Genomic DNA, 16,961 nt, shown 5'->3' with positions numbered 1-16,961 from the left:
GACCATCCGCCACCCCCGGGACCGTCCGCCGCCCCGGGACCGTCCGCTGTGCTCCACCAAGATCCGCAGTACGAAGGAGAGTTGTCGATGACCGCTGCCCCGGCCCGTTTCGTCCTCGACCCGTTGGCCGCCGACAACGCGGCCGAGGGCGCGCTGCTGAGGGCCGCCGGCCCGGTGGTGCCGGTGGAGCTCCCCGGCGGGGTCGCCGCCTGGGCGGTGACCCGGCACACCGCCGCCCGCGACCTGCTGACGGACGCCCGGCTGGTGAAGGACGCCGCGCACTGGGCGGCCTACCAGCGCGGCGAGGTGCCGAAGACCTGGCCGCTGATCGGCCTGGCGGTGCCCGGCCCGAGCATGGTGACCACGGACGGCGCCGAGCACCGGCGGCTGCGCGCGCTGGTCGCGCAGGCCTTCACCCCGCGCCGGGTGGAGCTGATGCGTCCGCGCGTCGAGGAGGTCACCCACGCGCTGCTGGACTCCCTGGCGGCGGGCGAACCGGTGGTGGACCTCAAGACGGCCTTCGCCTTCCCGCTGCCGATGACGGTGATCTGCTCACTGCTGGGCGTGCCGGAGTCGGAGCACGACCTGCTGCGTGACCTGTACGAGCGGTTCTTCGGCACCAAGCCGGATCCGGAGGGCATCCAGGCGACCGTCGCCGGACTGAACGCCTTCGTCAACGGCCTGGTGGCGCAGCGCCGTTCGGCCCCCGGGGAGGATCTGGCGAGCGCGCTGCTGGCGGCCGACACCGAGGGCGGGGCGCTGACCGACGCGGAGGCGGCGGCCACCCTGCGGGTGATCATCGCGGCCGGCCACGAGACCACGGTGAACCTGATCGGCAACGCGGTGCGGGCGCTGCTGGCCCACCCCGACCAGCTGGAGCTGGTGCGCTCGGGGCAGGTGCCCTGGGACGCGGTGGTGGAGGAGTCGCTCCGCTGGACGCCGCCGACCAGCAACTTCCTGTTCCGCTTCGCCGCCGAGCCGATACCGGTCGGCGAGGTGGTGATCCCGGCCGGTGAGGCGGTGCTGGTCTCGTACAACGCGATCGGCCGGGACCCGCTCCGGCACGGGGTGACGGCCGAGGTCTTCGACATCACCCGGGACCCGGCCCGGCACCTGTCCTTCGGCCACGGCCCGCACGTCTGTCCGGGCTCTCCGCTGGCCCGACTGGAGGCGGGGATCGCGCTGCCCGCGCTGTTCGAGCGCTTCCCGGAGCTGTCGCTCGCGGTGCCGGACGCCGAGCTGCGGCCGAGTCCCTCGCTGGTGGTGAACAGCTTGCTGGAGCTGCCGGTCCGACTCCACTGACGTGACGTCAATCCATGGGCCCCGTCCGGGTTTCCGGTCGGGGCCCCCGGCTTCCGGTGGCGATGTTCCGGGTAACGCGTTCCGGGTAACACCTGGTCGTGGGTCACGGTCGGGACACCGGTCGGTGAAGGTCGAACGCGGACCTTGGCGCGGCGCGGCGGCTGCGTTAACGTCGTCGATCAGCCCGGCCCCCGTCCACTCGTGAGCCCGTTCCGCGATCTCCTGCGGGCCCGTCTCCGGTACAGCGCGATGTCGTTCAATCCACCTTCGGCAGTACGCCCTGGCGAGGAGAACCGCATTGACCCTCAACCCGTCCGCGCCGCGTCCGAGTTCCCGCCGCCGCCTGGCCGCCGTGCCCGCCCTGGTGGCGGTGTTGGCCCTGACCGCGGCCTGCTCCAACAGTTCCGGCGGTTCGGGCGGCAGCGGAGGCGGATCGGCCGAGTCGCTGCCCGGTGACTGCGCCAAGTACCAGCCGTACGCCGGGCATTCGGGCACCACCGTGACGATGTTCGCCTCGATCCTGAGCCCGGAGTCGGACAACCTGGAGAAGTCCTGGGCCGAGTTCGGCAAGTGCACCGGGATCAGGATCAGCTACGAGGGGTCGAACGACTTCGAGTCCCAGCTGCCGGTCCGGGTCTCCGGAGGCAACGCCCCGGACTTCGCGATCATCCCGCAGCCGGGCCTGCTGGCGCAGATGGTGAAGAGCGGCAAGGTGGTGAAGCCGCCCGCCCAGACCGTCGCCAACCAGGACAAGTGGAGCCCGATCTGGAAGACCTACGGCTCGGTCAACGGCACCTTCTACGCGGCCCCGATGAGCGCCAACATGAAGTCCCTGGTCTGGTACTCGCCGAAGGCCTTCACGGCGGCCGGCTACCAGGTGCCCAAGACCTGGGCCGACCTGATGGCGCTCAGCGACCGGATCGCCAAGGCGGGCGGTGCCAAGCCGTGGTGCGGCGGCATCGCCTCCGGGACGGCCACCGGCTGGCCGGCCACCGACTGGCTGGAGGAGGTGGTGCTGGGCTCGTACGGCGGCGAGGTGTACGACCAGTGGGTCGGCCACCAGGCGAAGTTCTCCGATCAGAAGATCACCGCCGCGATGAAGACGGTCGCCGACTGGATGCAGAACCCGGCCTGGGTCAACGCGGGCTTCGGTGACGTGAAGTCGATCGCCACCACCACCTTCCAGGACGCCGGCACGCCGATCCTGAGCGGCAAGTGCCTGATGCTCCAGCAGGCGTCGTTCTACGAGGCGCAGTGGCCCAAGGGCACCAAGGTCGGCCCGGACGGGGACGTCTTCGCCTTCCACCTGCCCGCGGTGAACCCGTCCGTCGCCAACCCGGTCGAGGGGGGCGGCGAGTTCCTGGCGGCCTTCTCCGGGCGGCCCGAGGTGCAGGCGGTGCAGAACTACCTGTCCAGCTCGGACTGGGCGAGCAGCCGGGTGAGGACCGCGACCGGCTGGGTCTCGGCCAACCAGGGAGTGGACAAGAGCCTCTACACCGACCCGATCGACAAGCTCTCGGCCGAGGCGCTGACCGACCCGGCGGCCACCTTCCGTTTCGACGGCTCCGACCTGATGCCGGCCGCCGTGGGCGCCGGGCAGGAGTGGAAGTCGCTGACGGCCTGGTTCGCCGAGGGGCAGTCGATCGACAAGACCGCCGCCGACATCGACGCCGCCTGGCCGCAGTAGCCGGGCCCCTTGCGGTGAGGTCGGGCCCGGGTCCGTGGCCGGATCCATCGAGGACCACCTGTCGAGGGCGGTGCGGGGCCCCCCCCCCCCCCCCCCCCCCCCCCCCCCCCCCCCCCCCCCCCCGGCCCCCCCCCCCCCCCCCCCGCCCCCCCCCCCCCCCCCCCCACCCCCCCCCCCCCCCCCCCCCCCTTCCCCTCCCCACCCGAAGGGACGCGCAGCCATGTCCGTACCCGGATTCCCGACACCCGCGGCCGACCTGGCCGCCGCCCGAGGACTGGCCGCCGAGAGACTGGCGGCCGGCGCCTGGAACGACGCGGCGGTCAAGTTCGGCAACACCTTCGGTGCCGTCGCGGGCTTCCTCGGCATCCTGCTGGTGGTCTTCCTGGTCGCCGGCCGAGCCCGGGGCCGCCTGGCCCGGCCGCTCGCGGTCGCGGTGTTCCTCGGCCCGGCGGCGCTGCTGCTGGCCGTCGGCCTGGTCGTGCCGCTGCTCCGCACGGTCTACCTCAGCCTCCGGAGCGACGACGGCAGCCGGTTCGTCGGCGGTGAGAACTTCGGCTGGGCCTTCACCTCCGACTCGGTGCGGGAGGTGCTGGTCACCACGCTGCTGTGGCTGCTGGCCGTGCCGCTGGCGGCGACCGGGCTGGGGCTGGTGCTGGCGCTCCTGGTGGACCGGATGCGCGGCCAGTCGGTGTACAAGTCGCTGATCTTCATGCCGATGGCGATCTCGCTGGTCGGCGCCTCGATCATCTTCAAGTTCGTCTACGAGTCGCGCGGGCCGGGCCAGCCGCAGATCGGGCTGCTCAGCCAGCTCGCCGTCGCGGTGGGCTGGGACGATCCGCCGAACTGGCTGCTCTCCCAACCGCTGAACACCTTCCTGCTGATGGCGGTGATGGTCTGGGTGCAGACCGGCTTCGCGATGGTGGTGCTGTCGGCGGCGATCAAGGCGATCCCGGACGAGGTCGTGGAGGCGGCCCGGCTGGACGGTGCGAGCGGGGTGCGGCTGTTCTGGTACGTCACCGTGCCGATGATCCGCACCACGGTGATGGTCGTGCTGACCACCGTCCTGCTCATCACCCTGAAGGCCTTCGACATCGTCCGCACCATGACCGGCGGCAACTTCGGCACCCAGGTGCTGGCCAACGAGATGTACTCGCAGTCCTTCGTGCAGTTCAACGACGGGCGGGGCAGCGCCCTCGCGGTGCTGCTCTTCCTCGCGGTGCTGCCGCTGGTGGCCTACAACATCGTCCAGTTGCGGAAGGAGCGTGAGGTCCGGTGACCGGGACGGGCGGTCGGGAGGGAGCGGTGCGGAGGGCTTTCAGCAGCCCGCTGGCCTCGGTGTTCGTGATCGCGATGACGGTGCTCTGGACGATCCCGACGCTGGGCCTGCTGGTGACCTCGCTGAGGCCCAAGCAGGACGTGACCGGCAGTGGCTGGTGGAACGCCTTCCTGCACCCGGACTTCGGCCTCGGCAACTACCACTCGGTGCTGTTCGAGGGCGGCCCCGGCGTCTCCACCGGCCTGATGCCGTTCCTGGTCAACTCGCTGGCCATCAGCATCCCGGCGACGGTCTTCCCGCTGGTCCTGGCGGCGATGGCGGCGTACGCGCTGGCCTGGGTGCGTTTCCGGGGGAGCAGCGCGGTGTTCTTCACGGTGTTCGCGCTCCAGGTGGTGCCGCTCCAGATGGCGCTGATCCCGTTGCTGCGGCTGTTCTCGGGCGGTGCGCACCTGGGCTCGCTGACGCTGGTCCCGGCACTGGACCTGAAGGGCAGCTACGCCACGGTCTGGCTGGCGCACACCATGTTCGCGCTGCCGCTGGCGGTGTTCCTGCTGCACAACTTCATCGCCCAGCTGCCGCGCGACCTGATGGAGGCCGCGGTGGTGGACGGCGCCTCGCACTTCAAGATCTTCCGCTCGATCGTGCTGCCGCTGTGCACCCCGGCACTGGCCTCGTTCGCGATCTTCCAGTTCCTGTGGGTCTGGAACGACCTGCTGGTGGCGCTGACCTTCGCGGGCGGCACGCCGGAGGTGGCCCCGATGACGGTACGGCTGGCGCAGCTGTCCGGCTCGCTCGGCGGGCGGTGGGAGCTGCTCACGGCCGGGGCGTTCCTGTCGATCATCGTGCCGCTGCTCGTCTTCTTCAGCCTCCAGCGGTACTTCGTCCGGGGGCTGCTGGCCGGGTCGGTGAAGGGGTAGTCCGGGGAGTCGGGAGGAGTCCTTGGTGGTCAGAGCATTCTGAGCGTGTTCAGTATCAGCTTTTGAACTTGTTCAGAATGGTCTACAGTCGGCAGCGGCCGGAGCGCCGAGCGCGCCCGTCGGCGGACCGTCCCGTGGGCGGCTCCCGCATGCCCGTCGACCACTGAGGGGGACTCATGTCAGGCCCGTCCATCCCTGCCGCGTCCGATTCGCCACGCTCACCGGATTCGCTCGCGGCGGCAGGCTCGCCCGCGGCGGCAGGTTCATCCGGGGTGCGCGGCTCGTCCGAGGCGGGTGGTTCGTCAGGGACGGGCGGCCCGGACGACGCCTATGACCCGTACGACCCGTACGCTCCGTACGCTCCGTACACGCGGCCCGGGGCGGACCCGCGCCAGGCGCCCGGCACGCCCGTGCCCTCGGCGACCGACTGGCTGCGCCGCAGCGACCCCGAGCGCCGGGCGGCGGCCAGCCCGCGGGTCCTCCTGGCGGCCCTGGCCGCCGGCCTGCTGACGGCCTGGCTGCTGTACGACGGCCTGGGCCCCAACCTGCTGCTGCTCGGCACCGTCACCGCGGTCGGCGCCGGGATCGCCGCCCGGTCGGCCGGTCGGCGGGTCCGGCCCTGGACGGCGGTGTGGAGCCTGCTCGCCCTCGCCCTGCTCGCCGTCCCGGCGGTGTGGGACGCCGGCCGTCCCGCCGCCCTGGCCGTCGTCGGTGCGCTGGCACTGGCCTCGCTGGCCCTGCACGGTGGCCGCCGCTGGCCGGGCGTGGTGCTCGCGCTGCCCGGCATCCTGTGGCAGCTGGTGCCCTCGGCGCTCTGGGTCTGGGAGACCATGGAGCGGCGGACGCTGCCCGGCCGGGACCGGATCGTTCCGGTGCTCAAGGCGCTCGCGGTCGCCGCCGCCCTGCTGACCGTCTTCGGCCTGCTGTTCGCCAGTGCTGACGCCGCCATGGCGAACTTGTTGGGGAACCTCAGCCCGAGCCTCGATCTCGACCGGCTCCCGGTACGCGTCCTGCTGTTCGCGCTCGGGGCGCTCACCACACTGGGCTTCGCGCACATCGCGGCCGGCCCGCGCCGCTGGGACCGTACGGTGGTCCGGCCGGGCCGGGAACGGCGCCGGCTGGAGTGGGCGCTGCCGCTGGTCGCGCTCGACCTGCTGTTCGGCGCCTTCGCGGTGGTCCAGGCCGTCGTGGTGCTCGGCGGAGCGGACGCGGTGCTGCGCAACACCGGGATGAGCCGCTCCGCGTACGCCCGGCAGGGCTTCTGGCAGCTGAGCGTGATCACCGTGCTGACCCTGGTCGTGGTGGCCGTCGCCAAGCGGTGGGCCCCGCGCACCACACCGGCCGACCGCCGGGTGGCACGGATCCTGCTCGGGCTGCTCTGCTTCCTGGCGCTGGCCGTGGTCGCCTCGGCGCTCGGCCGGATGTGGTTCTACGTGGACGCCTCCGGGCTCACCCGGCTGCGGCTGTGGGTGCTGGTGGTCGAGGTCTGGCTGGGCGTGGTCTTCCTGCTGCTGATCGCCGCCGGGCTGACCCGCGGTGCCGGCTGGCTGCCCCGCGCCGTCGTGTTCAGCGGCATGCTGACCGTCGCCGTCTACGGGCTGATGGGGCCGGACGCGATCGTCGCCGAGCAGAACGTCGCCCGCTACGAGCGGGCCCTGCGCGCCGACCCGCATGCCGCACTCATCGACCTGCGCAACGTCCGCGGGCTCTCGGCGGACGCGGTGCCCGCCCTGGACCGGCTTCCCGGACCGCAGCGGACCTGCGCGCTCCAGCTGATCCGGCAGGACCTGGAGCGAGGGGAGAAGCCCTGGTACGCGGCCGGGGCCTCGGTCGCCCGGGCGCGGCAGATCCTGGCCGAGCGGCCGCCGGCGGAGCGCGTGGTGGGCGGGCGCGGCGCGTGCGAGCAGGCGGGGCTGGCGTACGACCGCTGGTGACGGGTCCGGTGGGCCCGGGCAGTGGTTGGGCAGTGGTTGGGCAGCGGTTGGGTAGCGATCGGGCCGGGCGGGAGCTGCGCGCTCCCGCCCGGCCCGGCTGACGTCCTTGTGTGCTGGCGTCCTTGTGCGCTGGTGTCCGTGCACGCCGACGCTCGTGTTCGGCCGTGTTCGCGTTCATGTTCGCGTTCGTGTTCGGTGACGTTCGCGTTCGGTGGCGTCAGTGCATCGCGACGGCGGAGGAACCGCTCGGCAGGTCGCTGGCCTTGGCCTTGATCACGAAGACCGCGACCAGCAGGGCGACCGCCGCGAGCGCGGCGCCCACGACGAAGCCGTGCGAGATCCCCTGGGTGAGCACGGTGTTGGCGGCGTCCGTGCCCGTCGGGAACTCGTGGTGCTGCTGGAGGTAGGCGAGCTGCTCCGGCTTCGCGGTCTCCATGAACTTCGGCAACTGCGCGGCGGCCTCGGCCGTGGCGTAGTGCGCGAAGACCGTGGTCAGGATCGACAGCCCGAGTGAACCGCCGATCTGCTGCATCGAGTTGAGCAGGCCGGAGGCGGCACCGGTCTCCTCGGCCGGGACACCCGCGACGGCGATCAGCATCACCGGGACGAAGATCAGGCCCATGCCGAAGCCGAACACCACCGTGGGGCCGAGCACCCCGTCCAGGTAGCCGCTGTCCTTGCTCATCTGGGTCAGCCAGGTGAGGCCGACGGTGACCAGCAGCGCGCCGCCCGCCATGAACGGCTTCGGGCCGTACCTGGCCTGGAGGTTGGAGGCGATCTGTGCGGCGACGACGATCGAGACGCTGATCGGGAGGAAGGAGACGCCGGCCTTCAGCGGGCTGTAGCCGAGCGGGCCCTGCACGAACAGCACGACGTAGAAGAAGATGCCGAACATGGCCGCGGCCAGGCAGAGCATCATCACCAGTCCGCCGGTGCGGTTGCGGTCGGCGAACAGGTGCATCGGGGTGATCGGCTGGTCGGTGCGCCTCTCGACCACGAGGAAGGCGGCGAGCAGGATCGCGCCGGCCGCGAAGGAGCCGAGCGTGATGCTGTCCGACCAGCCGTCCGAGGCGGCCCGGATGAACCCGTAGACCACGCCGACCAGGCCGACGGTGGAGGTGAACGCGCCGGGCAGGTCGAAGCGGCCGGGGTGGCGCTCGGACTCGGCTATGTGGCGCGGCGCGGCGATGGCGATCAGGATCGCGATCGGCACGTTGACGAAGAACACCCAGCGCCAGTTCAGGTACTCGGTGAGCAGGCCGCCGGCCAGCAGGCCGATCGCGGCGCCCGAGCCGGCCACCGCCGAGAACACTCCGAAGGCCCGGTTGCGTTCCGGACCTTCGGTGAAGTTGGTGGCGATCAGGGCGAACGCCGTCGGGGAACAGATCGCGCCACCGATGCCCTGGAGCGCGCGGGCGGCCAGCAGCAGGCCGCCGTCCTGCGCGAAACCACCGAGCAGCGAGGCCAGGCCGAACAGCAGGGTGCCGAAGATGAACACCCGTCGGCGGCCCAGGATGTCACCCGCGCGCCCGCCGAGCAGCAGCAGTCCGCCGAAAGTCAGTGTGTAGGCGTTGATCACCCATGACAGGTCGGTCGTCGAGAAGTTCAGGGCGTCCCTGATGTGCGGCAGCGCGATGTTCACGATGGTCGCGTCGAGGACCACCATCAGCTGGGTGGCCGCGATGACGGTCAGGGTGATGCCCTTGCCCCGGCTCTGGCTTGCCTGCGGTGGTGAGTTCTTGCTGAGCGTGTCGGAGATAGCCATGAATGTGCCCCCTGCTGGCTATGTGCTCGGTGGTGCGGGGCCGACGGATTCGTCGGCCCGGGCATGGCGCCGCGCCCTTGCGCAGGCCTGGAAGGAACGGGATCGTTCACTAGTTGGGACGATATCTCGGCCGTGATTGTGAACGCAAGCGTTCCTTAAGGGTGGTGGCGATGGGGCGGTTGGTGCGGCGCCTGGTGGCAGACCGGTCCGGTCGGTCGTCGGCCGGTTCGGTGGTGGGGCAGGGGCAGGGGCAGGGGCAGGGGCAGGGGCAGAGGCAGGTGGCGGGTTCGGCGCCGGACCCGGCGGGGAGTCCCGTGTCGGACCCGGCGGGGCGGACGTCGGGAGAGGCGGCCGCGCGGCCTGCGGGGGCGGGTGCCGGGGCGGCCGACGTGGAGCCTGCGGAGGCGGAGGCGGAGGTGGGGATGCGGGCGGACGCGGGTGCCGAGTCCGCCCTGTGCCCGGTGCGGGCCGCCCGCCAGGCCCTGGCACGGCCGGCGCGGCGCCGGGGGAAGGATCTGGAGAACGCGATCTTCGAAGCCGCGCTCGACCAGCTCACCTCCGGCGGATACGCGCGGCTGACCATGGAGGGGGTCGCCGGTGCGGCGCGAACCGGGAAGGCCGCGCTCTACCGGCGCTGGGCCTCCAAGGACGAGCTCGTCCTCGACGCTCTGGACGCCACGCTCCCACACCCTCAGGACACCCCCGACCTCGGGTCCGCGCGCGATGAACTCCTCCAGCTCATCGAGGGGTTCACCGGGGCGATGGCCTCCCGGGCGGGCTCCGCGCTCAACGCGATCATGGGAGAGATCGACCACGAGCGGGCCGAGGTCTTCAAGGGATTCATCGCCGACCGGGTCATCGAGCCGACCGCGCGGACCATCCTGGAGATCCTGCGGCGCGGTGCCGAGCGCGGAGACGTTCGGCCCGGCGCGGCCACCCCGCTGGTGGCGGACGTCATCCCGGCGATGATGCTCTACCAGGTCAAGATCCGCGGGCTGGAGAACCTGGGGCCGGGCTTCGCCGACAGACTGGTGGCGGAGGTGCTGGAACCGATGATCCGGGCGCGTGGGGACGGCTGAGGCGGTCCTGGGGGCGTCCGTTCGGGCTGCCGGTTCGGGGCGCGGGTTTGCGGCGCTGGTTCGGGATGCGGGTTCGGGCTGCTGGTCCGGGGTGTGGGTTCGCGGTGGGGGAGCAGGCTCCGCGCCCGAGTGTTCCGCCCGCCCGGCCCGGGCGGGAGTGTTCGTGGCGCCGGATCGGCCGGGCGGCGGGCCGGCTGCCACCTGTCCGGGACACGGGCTCGGCGGTCGTGGGGCGGGCTTAGGCTGGAGGCTGTCCAGCTGAACGGAATCCGCCATGCCCATCGTCCCGCCGACGCACTCCGTCGAACGCTCGCTCCGCCGGGCCGGCGCCAAGATCGTCGTCGGCCTCGACGAGGTGGGGCGCGGCGCCTGGGCCGGACCGGTCACCGTCGGCGCGGCCGTCACCGGCCTGCGCAGGGCGCCGGAGGGGCTGACCGACTCCAAGCTGCTCACCGAACTGCGCCGCCGCGCGCTGGCCCCGGTCCTCGCCGACTGGGTCACCGCCTACGCGCTCGGGCAGGCCTCGGCGCAGGAGTGCGACGAACTCGGCATGACGGCGGCGCTGCGGCTGGCGGCGGTCCGCGCACTGGAGTCGCTGCCGGTCGAACCCGACGCGGTCATCCTGGACGGCAAGCACGACTACCTCGGCGGCCCGTGGCGGGTGCGCACGGTGATCAAGGGCGACCAGTCCTGCATCTGTGTCTCCGCGGCCTCGGTGCTCGCCAAGGTCCACCGTGACGGCCTGATGGCCGAACTCGGCGAGGGGTGCCCGGAGTACGGCTTCGCCGACAATGCCGGCTATCCGTCCCCGGTGCACCGCGCCGCGCTGGAGGAGTACGGCCCCACCGAGCACCACCGGCTCTCCTGGGCGTACATGGACGGACTGCCGAAGTGGCGCCACCTCAAGCGCGTTCGGGAGGGCGCGGGCGGCACCCTGGGATCCGCCGACGAACAGTTGACGCTCGGTTTTTGACGATCCGTCTGGAATTGCCCCGGGAAGGGGCGGGAGTGGACCGGTGCCCAATGGGTGGGGTACCCGTGCGCACCCCCACCGGCATTTGATAGATATCCGGGTATGCCTGTCTTTCCCGAGGAGCCGGAGATTCACGAGAGCCTCCCGGGCCCCGGCGTTCCCTTCCCCCGCGAGTCGGACGCACAAGCCCCTGCCACCGCACCCACCACCGTCGCTGCCCCGGCTCCGGTGCCCGGCCCCCGCTCGGCGTCCCCGCGCCAGGCCCCGCCGCGCGCCGCCCGCCCGGGGCCGCCGCGACTGATTCCCAAGCCCGGGCCGGCACCGCGCCACCCGGCCCCCGCCGCACCGCGGGTGGAGGTCCAGCGGATCGCCGCCACCCCGGCGCAGGCGGTGGAGCGCGCCGATGACGCGGTCGACCTGCTGTTGGAGTCCGGCCGTGACCCGGGCGACATCCTGGTGCTGACGGTCGGCGAGGCGCATCCCTGGCAGCAGCACGAACTCTCCTTCGGTGAGGAGCGCTACTGGGCGCAGCTCGCCGAGGGCGGGGACGTGTTCTACGCGGACGCCGCACTGACCCGTCCGGCCGCCCGCCCGGTGGTCGTCCTGGTGGTCAACGGCGGACCGTCCGCCCGGGCCGCCGAGGCTTACACCAGGGCGCTCGGCCACGCGACCGCGCTGCTGGTGGTCTGCGGCGACGTCGGCCCGGCCGCCGTGGGCTCCGCCGGAGCCGCGGCGGGCGGCCCGGTCAAGGCCTGATCACAGCCGTCCAGTTCGGGCCCGGTGCCGCTGTACGGTGCCGGGCCCGAGGTCCGTCCCGCGGTGGCCGACGTTCGGCGGGCGGTCGACAGCGGCCGGTGGCGTCGCGGTCCGGCTGGGCGGGTACGTTCGGCGGCCGGGCGCTTCGGGCAGTCCGGGCAGTCCGGCGGGGCCGATGCCGCCGCGGACTCAGCGTGTGCCGGTGCGGCGGGTCGGTTCGGCCGCTGCGACCCGTGCCGGGCCCCACGGGGGCTCGGACTGCGGGGAACTCGCCGAGTCCTCGCCCGGATTGGTCTGCTCGGCCGCCGGCTGGCGGGTGCGCTGGCCGCGCGGGGTGTCGAGCGCGGAGCGCGGCGGCAGCTCCGTCACGGTGTGCACCGGCCCGTCGGCCCATGAGCCCGCGTGCGGCTTGCGTCCGCCCCGGCCGTCCCCGAGGACCTGCCAGCCCGCCGGGGTGAGTCCGATGTACGCGCCGCAGCGCAGTCCGTGCAGCACGGACGCGTCCCGTAGGGCCCACATCCAGGCGCCGTCCTGCTCCGTCCAGCCGGGTGCGCCGTCGCGGCAGCGCAGCAGCACGGTCGTCCGGGTCGGCTCGGGGAGCCGCAGGTCGTGCGGGATGATCCGGCGCAGGTGCGCCAGCAGGGCGTTGCGGTGCTGCCAGCCGTCGGTGTCGTGCGGCCAGGGGGTGAACGAGGCCGAGGCGGCGAGGTGGTGGAGCGCGTCCAGGACGGCGACCACGACGGTGCCGGGCTGGGGCAGGTGGCGCTGGTGGAGCTCCAGGACGAACTCGCGGGGTTCGCGCAGCAACGGGATCCCCGAGGCGGCCCAGGCCTCCAGGTCCAGCACCCGTCTGGGTGTGGGACTCCCGGAGAAGGGATTCTGACCTCGGTCGATGCCGTTGATCACGATCCTCCTTCCTGGCCCGTGGGCAGGCGGGTGCCTGGGTACGCCGAACGGCGGGTCCAGCGGACCGGGTTTCGGGTACTCCCCAATTCTCGGTGCATCGGGGGCGGGGCGGCAACGATGAAATTATGAACGCCACCCGATAGCCCATGGTCTGTCGGATATGTTCCACAGCGGTGCGAACGGCGGCGAGGCACCTCCGGGCCTTGATCCACAACGTCCGGAGGGCGGGGCGAACCGTCATCGACATGAGGGGCGCTCCTTTCTCGGGCCGTTCGACCGATGTGATGGAAATCGCTTCGCCTGATCCTTTCCGTTAGGCCGTTCGGGTGAAGCGAACGGCTCCTGGGGCGGCTTTTCGCCGTCCCGTCACCCCTGTACGGCCAGTACCAGCGGCAGCACCGCGCTCGCCCCCGCCCGGCGCAGCAGCCGGGCGGCCACGGTGACCGTCCACCCCGAGTCGACGAGGTCGTCCACCAGCAGCACCGGCCCGCCGGCGGCCGCGACCGCCTGCTCCACCTCAGGGGGCAGGACCAGTGCGCCGGCCAGGGAGTGCAGGCGCTGGGCACTGTTGCTGCGGGCGCCGTGCGGCGGCAGCCCGCCGGCGTACTCGATCCGGCCGAGCAGCGGCAGCCGGCCGATCTCGGCGATCCGCGCGCCGAGGCTGCCGACCAGCCGGGGCCTGGTCGAGGAGGCCATGGTCACCACGCCGGCGGGCCGCTCCAGCCGGGTGCCCTCCGTCGTCGCGGGACCGGCCCAACCGCCCGGACCGCGGGCCCAGTCGGCGAGTACCGCCACCAGCGCGTCCACCGCCTCGTCGGGTACCGGCACGTCCGGCGCCTGGTCGGCGAGCAGGGTGCGCAACCGGTTGCCCCAGCCGATGTCCGACAGCCGGCCCAGCGCCCGGCCCGTCTCCGCCTGCTCGCCCGCCGGGATCCGCCCCTTGAGCGGCACGCCGAGCGCGTCCATCCCGGTCGGCCAGAGCCGACGCGGCTCGAAGCTGAGGCCCGGGCGGCCGAGTGCGGCGCGGGCGGCGGCCAGCGTCTCGGCGGAGACGTCCGGGGTGTGCAGCGGCCCCGCGCAGTTGTCGCACCGCCCGCACGGCGCGGCCTGCTCGTCGTCCAGCTGTCGGCGCAGGAACTCCATCCGGCAGCCGGTGCCCGACGCATACTCGCGCATCGCCCGCTGCTCCGCCTCCCGGGAGGCGGCGACCTTGGCGTAGCGGGCGGTGTCGTACTCCCAGCTCTGCCCGGTGGCCGTCCAGCCGCCCTTGACCCGGCGGACGGCGCCGTCCACGTCGAGGACCTTGAGCATGGTCTCCAGCCGGGCCCGGCGCAGGTCCACCCGGGGCTCCAGCGCGGCGGTGGAGAGCGTCCGTCCGGCCTCGGCCAGCGCGTCGATGGTGCGGCGCACCTGCTCCTCCGGCGGGAAGGCCAGCGAGGCGAAGTAGCGCCAGATCGCCTCGTCCTCGCGCCCGGGCAGCAGCAGCACCTCGGCGCGGTCCACACCGCGCCCGGCCCGGCCGACCTGCTGGTAGTAGGCGATCGGCGAGCTGGGCGAGCCGAGGTGCACCACGAAGCCGAGGTCGGGCTTGTCGAAGCCCATGCCGAGGGCGGAGGTGGCGACCAGCGCCTTGACCCGGTTGGCCAGCAGGTCGGCCTCGGCGGTGCGGCGCTCGGCGTCCTCGGTGCGGCCGGAGTAGGAGGCCACCGGGAAGCCGCGCTCGCGCAGGAAGGCCGTCACCTCCTCGGCCGCGGCCACCGTCAGGGTGTAGACGATGCCCGAGCCGGGGAGCCGGTCGAGGTGGTCGGCCAGCCAGGCGAGGCGGTGCGCCGGGTCGGGCAGGGAGAGCACGCCCAGGGTGAGGCTCTCCCGGTCGAGCGGCCCGCGCAGCACCAGGGCGTGCTCGTCGGTGGCGCCGGTGCCGAGCTGCTCGGCGACGTCCGCGGTGACCCGGGCGTTGGCGGTCGCGGTGGTGGCCAGCACGGGGACGCCGGGCGGCAGGTCCGCGAGCATGGTGCGCAGCCGGCGGTAGTCGGGGCGGAAGTCGTGTCCCCAGTCCGAGATGCAGTGGGCCTCGTCGACCACCAGCAGGCCGGTGGAGGCGGCGAGCTCAGGCAGCACCTGGTCGCGGAAGTCCGGGTTGTTCAGCCGCTCGGGGCTGACCAGCAGGATGTCGACCTTCCCGGCGGCGACCTCCTCCTGGACCCCGGCCCACTCGTCGGTGTTGGCCGAGTTGATGGTGCGCGCGTGGATGCCGGCCCGTCCGGCCGACTCGACCTGGTTGCGCATCAGGGCGAGCAGCGGCGACACGATCACCGTCGGCCCGGCGCCGCGGGCCCGGAGCAGGGCGGTGGCGATGAAGTAGACCGCGGACTTGCCCCAGCCGGTGCGCTGGACGACGAGGGCGCGGCGGCGGTCGACCACGAGGGCCTCGATCGCCGTCCACTGGTCCTCGCGCAGGGTGGCTCCGGGGCCGGCGAGCTCGCGCAGGACGGCCTCGGCCCGCGCTCGGACCTCGGCGCGGTCGGCGGTGGCGGTGGTGTGGATGTCGGGCTGCTGCATGGCGTCCATGTAACCCCGTCCCTCCGACAAGCGGCGAATGCGGGGGAGCGGAGGCGGGAGAAGACGGGGTGCATTTCATCCGCTGGTCCGCTGAACGGCAGTCAAATTCCACTCACGAGAGCGAGTTTCGCCTGCTCCGAACGAGTGAAGAGAAATTCGAGGGCTGGGTTATCCACAGGAAAAAAGAAGTTTCCGCGCTGCTCGCGGATTGGGCCCACTCTTGCGGCCATGAACGCGATGAACAACGAACACGTCATTCTGTCCCTCGGCCCGGCCTCCGACCACCGGCCGGTCGTCATGCGCGGACCGGCCGACATGGCCGAGCTGCTTCCCTATTTCCTCGGCTTCTACCCCGACGACAGCATCGTCGCGGTGGGGCTGCACGGTCCCGGCCTGCACCAGGGCGGGGTGATCCGGGCGGACCTGCCGCAGTCGCCCGAGCAGTGGCCGGCCGCGGCGGAGGAGACGGCGGCCCTGCTGCTGGCCCTCTCCGAGCGGCACGGCGCCAGGCCGCTCCAGGTGCTCCTCTACCTCTGCCGGGATTCCGGCGCGCCCCACGCCCCGCCGGTGGTGGACGGGCTGCAGCCGCTGGCGGAGGCCCTCCGGGCGGCCTTCGGGCGCCGGGGCGTGGCCGTCAAGGAGTCGCTGTGCGTCTCGGACGGCCGCTGGTGGTCCTTTCTCTGCCGCGGTGACGGGTGCTGCGACCCGGCGGGCAATCCGGTGCGGCACGGTCCCGATCCCGGCCCGGCGGGCGCCGCCGCGACGGTGGCCGGCCTGGTGCCGCGCGGCAGCCGGAAGGCGATCATCGGCGGGCTGGATCCGGTCGGCCCGCCCCAGGACGCGGCCCAGCGCGAGGCGTTCGCCCGGGCCGAGTCCGTGGACGCCCTCGCCCGGGAGCAGCGCATCGGCCTGCTCGACCAGGCCGTCGCCGAGTTCCGGGCCGGAGCCCGGGAGCTCGACGCGGACCGGACGGCCCAACTGCTGCTCGCCCTGCGCGACCGCCTGGTGAGGGACCGTGGCGTCGAGTACGCCCGGCCCGCCGAGCTGGCCCCGGCCGAGCGGCTCTGGCGCTTCCTCGCCCGGCGGGCGGTGCCGCCGTACGAGGGCTGCGCGGTGGCCCCGCTCACCCTGCTGGCCTGGACGTCCTGGGTCGCCGGGGACACGGCGACGGCCCGGGTCGTGCTCGGCCACGTCCTGCGGCTCGCCCCGGGGTACCTGCTGGCCGAACTGCTCTACGAGTCGCTCAACGACGGCATGACGCCGCAGGGCCTGCTGGCGGCGGTCGAGGCCCAGCGGCGTCGGCGCGAGGGGCCCGGGATCACGCCGGGCCCGGCGGGTGGGCCGCCGCCTCCCACAGGCGGCGTGCCCGACGCCGAGGAGCCGCCGCCCACCGAAGGGGCGCCGTCCCCTGGGGAGGCCCCCGGGCCGGTGACCCCGGGGGCCGGCGGGGCCGCCGGAGAGCGTCCGGGACGGTCCTCCGGCGGACGGCGGCACCGGCGGGGCGGCCGGCGGAAGGGTTCGTCCACCACGACGGCGCCGGCCGAGCACGGTCCGGGCGTCCCTGGCGGCTCCGAAGGCCCGGAGCCGGGCGGCGGGACCGGGTCCGTCGCCCGGCTGCGGGCACCCGGACGGGATGCGACGCCCGGGCACACCTCGACGGCCGGGGACCGGTCCGCCCTGGGCCTGCGGCTCGGCCGGGCGGCGGGCGCGCACGCCGCCGCCCGTACCGGGCTCCATCGCTGCCGGGGCGTCCGGCGGGCGACGAGAGGAGGCCGCTGTGCGCACTGAGCCGCTCCGTGCCGCA

At 73.4% G+C, this 16,961-nt stretch carries 12 protein-coding genes; 9 read left to right on the top strand and 3 right to left on the bottom strand.

Translation table 11 applies throughout. The features are described 5' to 3' along the window. The first annotated feature begins 87 nt into the window (after positions 1-87). The 5 genes from ACFRAR_RS07295 to ACFRAR_RS07275 all read left to right on the top strand — a co-directional run bounded on the left by ACFRAR_RS07295 (position 88) and on the right by ACFRAR_RS07275 (position 7,116). Positions 88-1,302, top strand: coding sequence for a cytochrome P450 (locus ACFRAR_RS07295; RefSeq protein ID WP_380695728.1), 1,215 nt, complete (start codon positions 88-90; stop codon positions 1,300-1,302). A 298-nt stretch (positions 1,303-1,600) separates the two neighbouring features. After that, positions 1,601-2,989: an ABC transporter substrate-binding protein gene (locus ACFRAR_RS07290; protein ID WP_380695726.1), complete on the top strand. Its 1,389-nt coding sequence runs from the start codon at positions 1,601-1,603 to the stop codon at positions 2,987-2,989. A 220-nt stretch (positions 2,990-3,209) separates the two neighbouring features. Beyond that, the gene (locus tag ACFRAR_RS07285) at positions 3,210-4,265 is read left to right on the top strand and encodes a carbohydrate ABC transporter permease (RefSeq protein ID WP_380695724.1); all 1,056 of its coding nucleotides are present in this window, start codon (positions 3,210-3,212) and stop codon (positions 4,263-4,265) included. Between the two features lie 26 nt (positions 4,266-4,291). After that, positions 4,292-5,182, top strand: coding sequence for a carbohydrate ABC transporter permease (locus tag ACFRAR_RS07280; RefSeq protein WP_380695722.1), 891 nt, complete (start codon positions 4,292-4,294; stop codon positions 5,180-5,182). A gap of 272 nt (positions 5,183-5,454) precedes the next feature. Continuing rightward, complete coding sequence (locus ACFRAR_RS07275; RefSeq protein WP_380695720.1) at positions 5,455-7,116, top strand: DUF4153 domain-containing protein; 1,662 nt, start codon at positions 5,455-5,457, stop codon at positions 7,114-7,116. Between the two features lie 217 nt (positions 7,117-7,333). Here the strand turns inward: ACFRAR_RS07275 and ACFRAR_RS07270 are convergent, their stop codons facing one another. After that, complete coding sequence (locus ACFRAR_RS07270; RefSeq protein ID WP_380695718.1) at positions 7,334-8,881, bottom strand: MFS transporter; 1,548 nt, start codon at positions 8,879-8,881, stop codon at positions 7,334-7,336. Between the two features lie 389 nt (positions 8,882-9,270). Here ACFRAR_RS07270 and ACFRAR_RS07265 point away from each other — a divergent pair, with 389 nt between their 5' ends. The 3 genes from ACFRAR_RS07265 (at position 9,271) to ACFRAR_RS07255 (ending at position 11,689) form a co-directional block, all read left to right on the top strand. Further along, entirely contained in the window at positions 9,271-9,960 is a 690-nt protein-coding gene (locus tag ACFRAR_RS07265) for a TetR/AcrR family transcriptional regulator (RefSeq protein ID WP_380695716.1), read from the top strand. Between the two features lie 274 nt (positions 9,961-10,234). Continuing rightward, the gene (locus ACFRAR_RS07260) at positions 10,235-10,933 is read left to right on the top strand and encodes a ribonuclease HII (protein ID WP_380695714.1); all 699 of its coding nucleotides are present in this window, start codon (positions 10,235-10,237) and stop codon (positions 10,931-10,933) included. 102 nt (positions 10,934-11,035) lie between these two features. Further along, positions 11,036-11,689 (top strand): hypothetical protein, encoded by a 654-nt coding sequence (locus ACFRAR_RS07255; protein WP_380695712.1) that lies wholly within the window; start codon positions 11,036-11,038, stop codon positions 11,687-11,689. 189 nt (positions 11,690-11,878) lie between these two features. Here the strand turns inward: ACFRAR_RS07255 and ACFRAR_RS07250 are convergent, their stop codons facing one another. Then, on the bottom strand, positions 11,879-12,583 hold the full coding sequence (locus ACFRAR_RS07250; RefSeq protein WP_380695828.1) for a hypothetical protein: 705 nt from the start codon (positions 12,581-12,583) through the stop codon (positions 11,879-11,881). Positions 12,584-12,961: 378 nt separating this feature from the next. Further along, complete coding sequence (locus tag ACFRAR_RS07245; RefSeq protein WP_380695826.1) at positions 12,962-15,157, bottom strand: RecQ family ATP-dependent DNA helicase; 2,196 nt, start codon at positions 15,155-15,157, stop codon at positions 12,962-12,964. 228 nt (positions 15,158-15,385) lie between these two features. On the opposite strand from ACFRAR_RS07245, the gene ACFRAR_RS07240 reads away from it, so the two are divergent. Beyond that, positions 15,386-16,945, top strand: a complete 1,560-nt coding sequence (locus ACFRAR_RS07240; RefSeq protein WP_380695710.1) for a DUF4192 domain-containing protein — start codon at positions 15,386-15,388, stop codon at positions 16,943-16,945. The last annotated feature ends 16 nt before the right edge of the window (positions 16,946-16,961 follow it).

Origin of the sequence: Kitasatospora sp. NPDC056651, assembly GCF_042792155.1 — a bacterium.
GTDB lineage: Bacteria > Actinomycetota > Actinomycetes > Streptomycetales > Streptomycetaceae > Kitasatospora.
The sequence above is the reverse complement of the archived record's forward strand: the minus strand, read 5'-3'. Positions and strand labels throughout refer to the sequence as shown.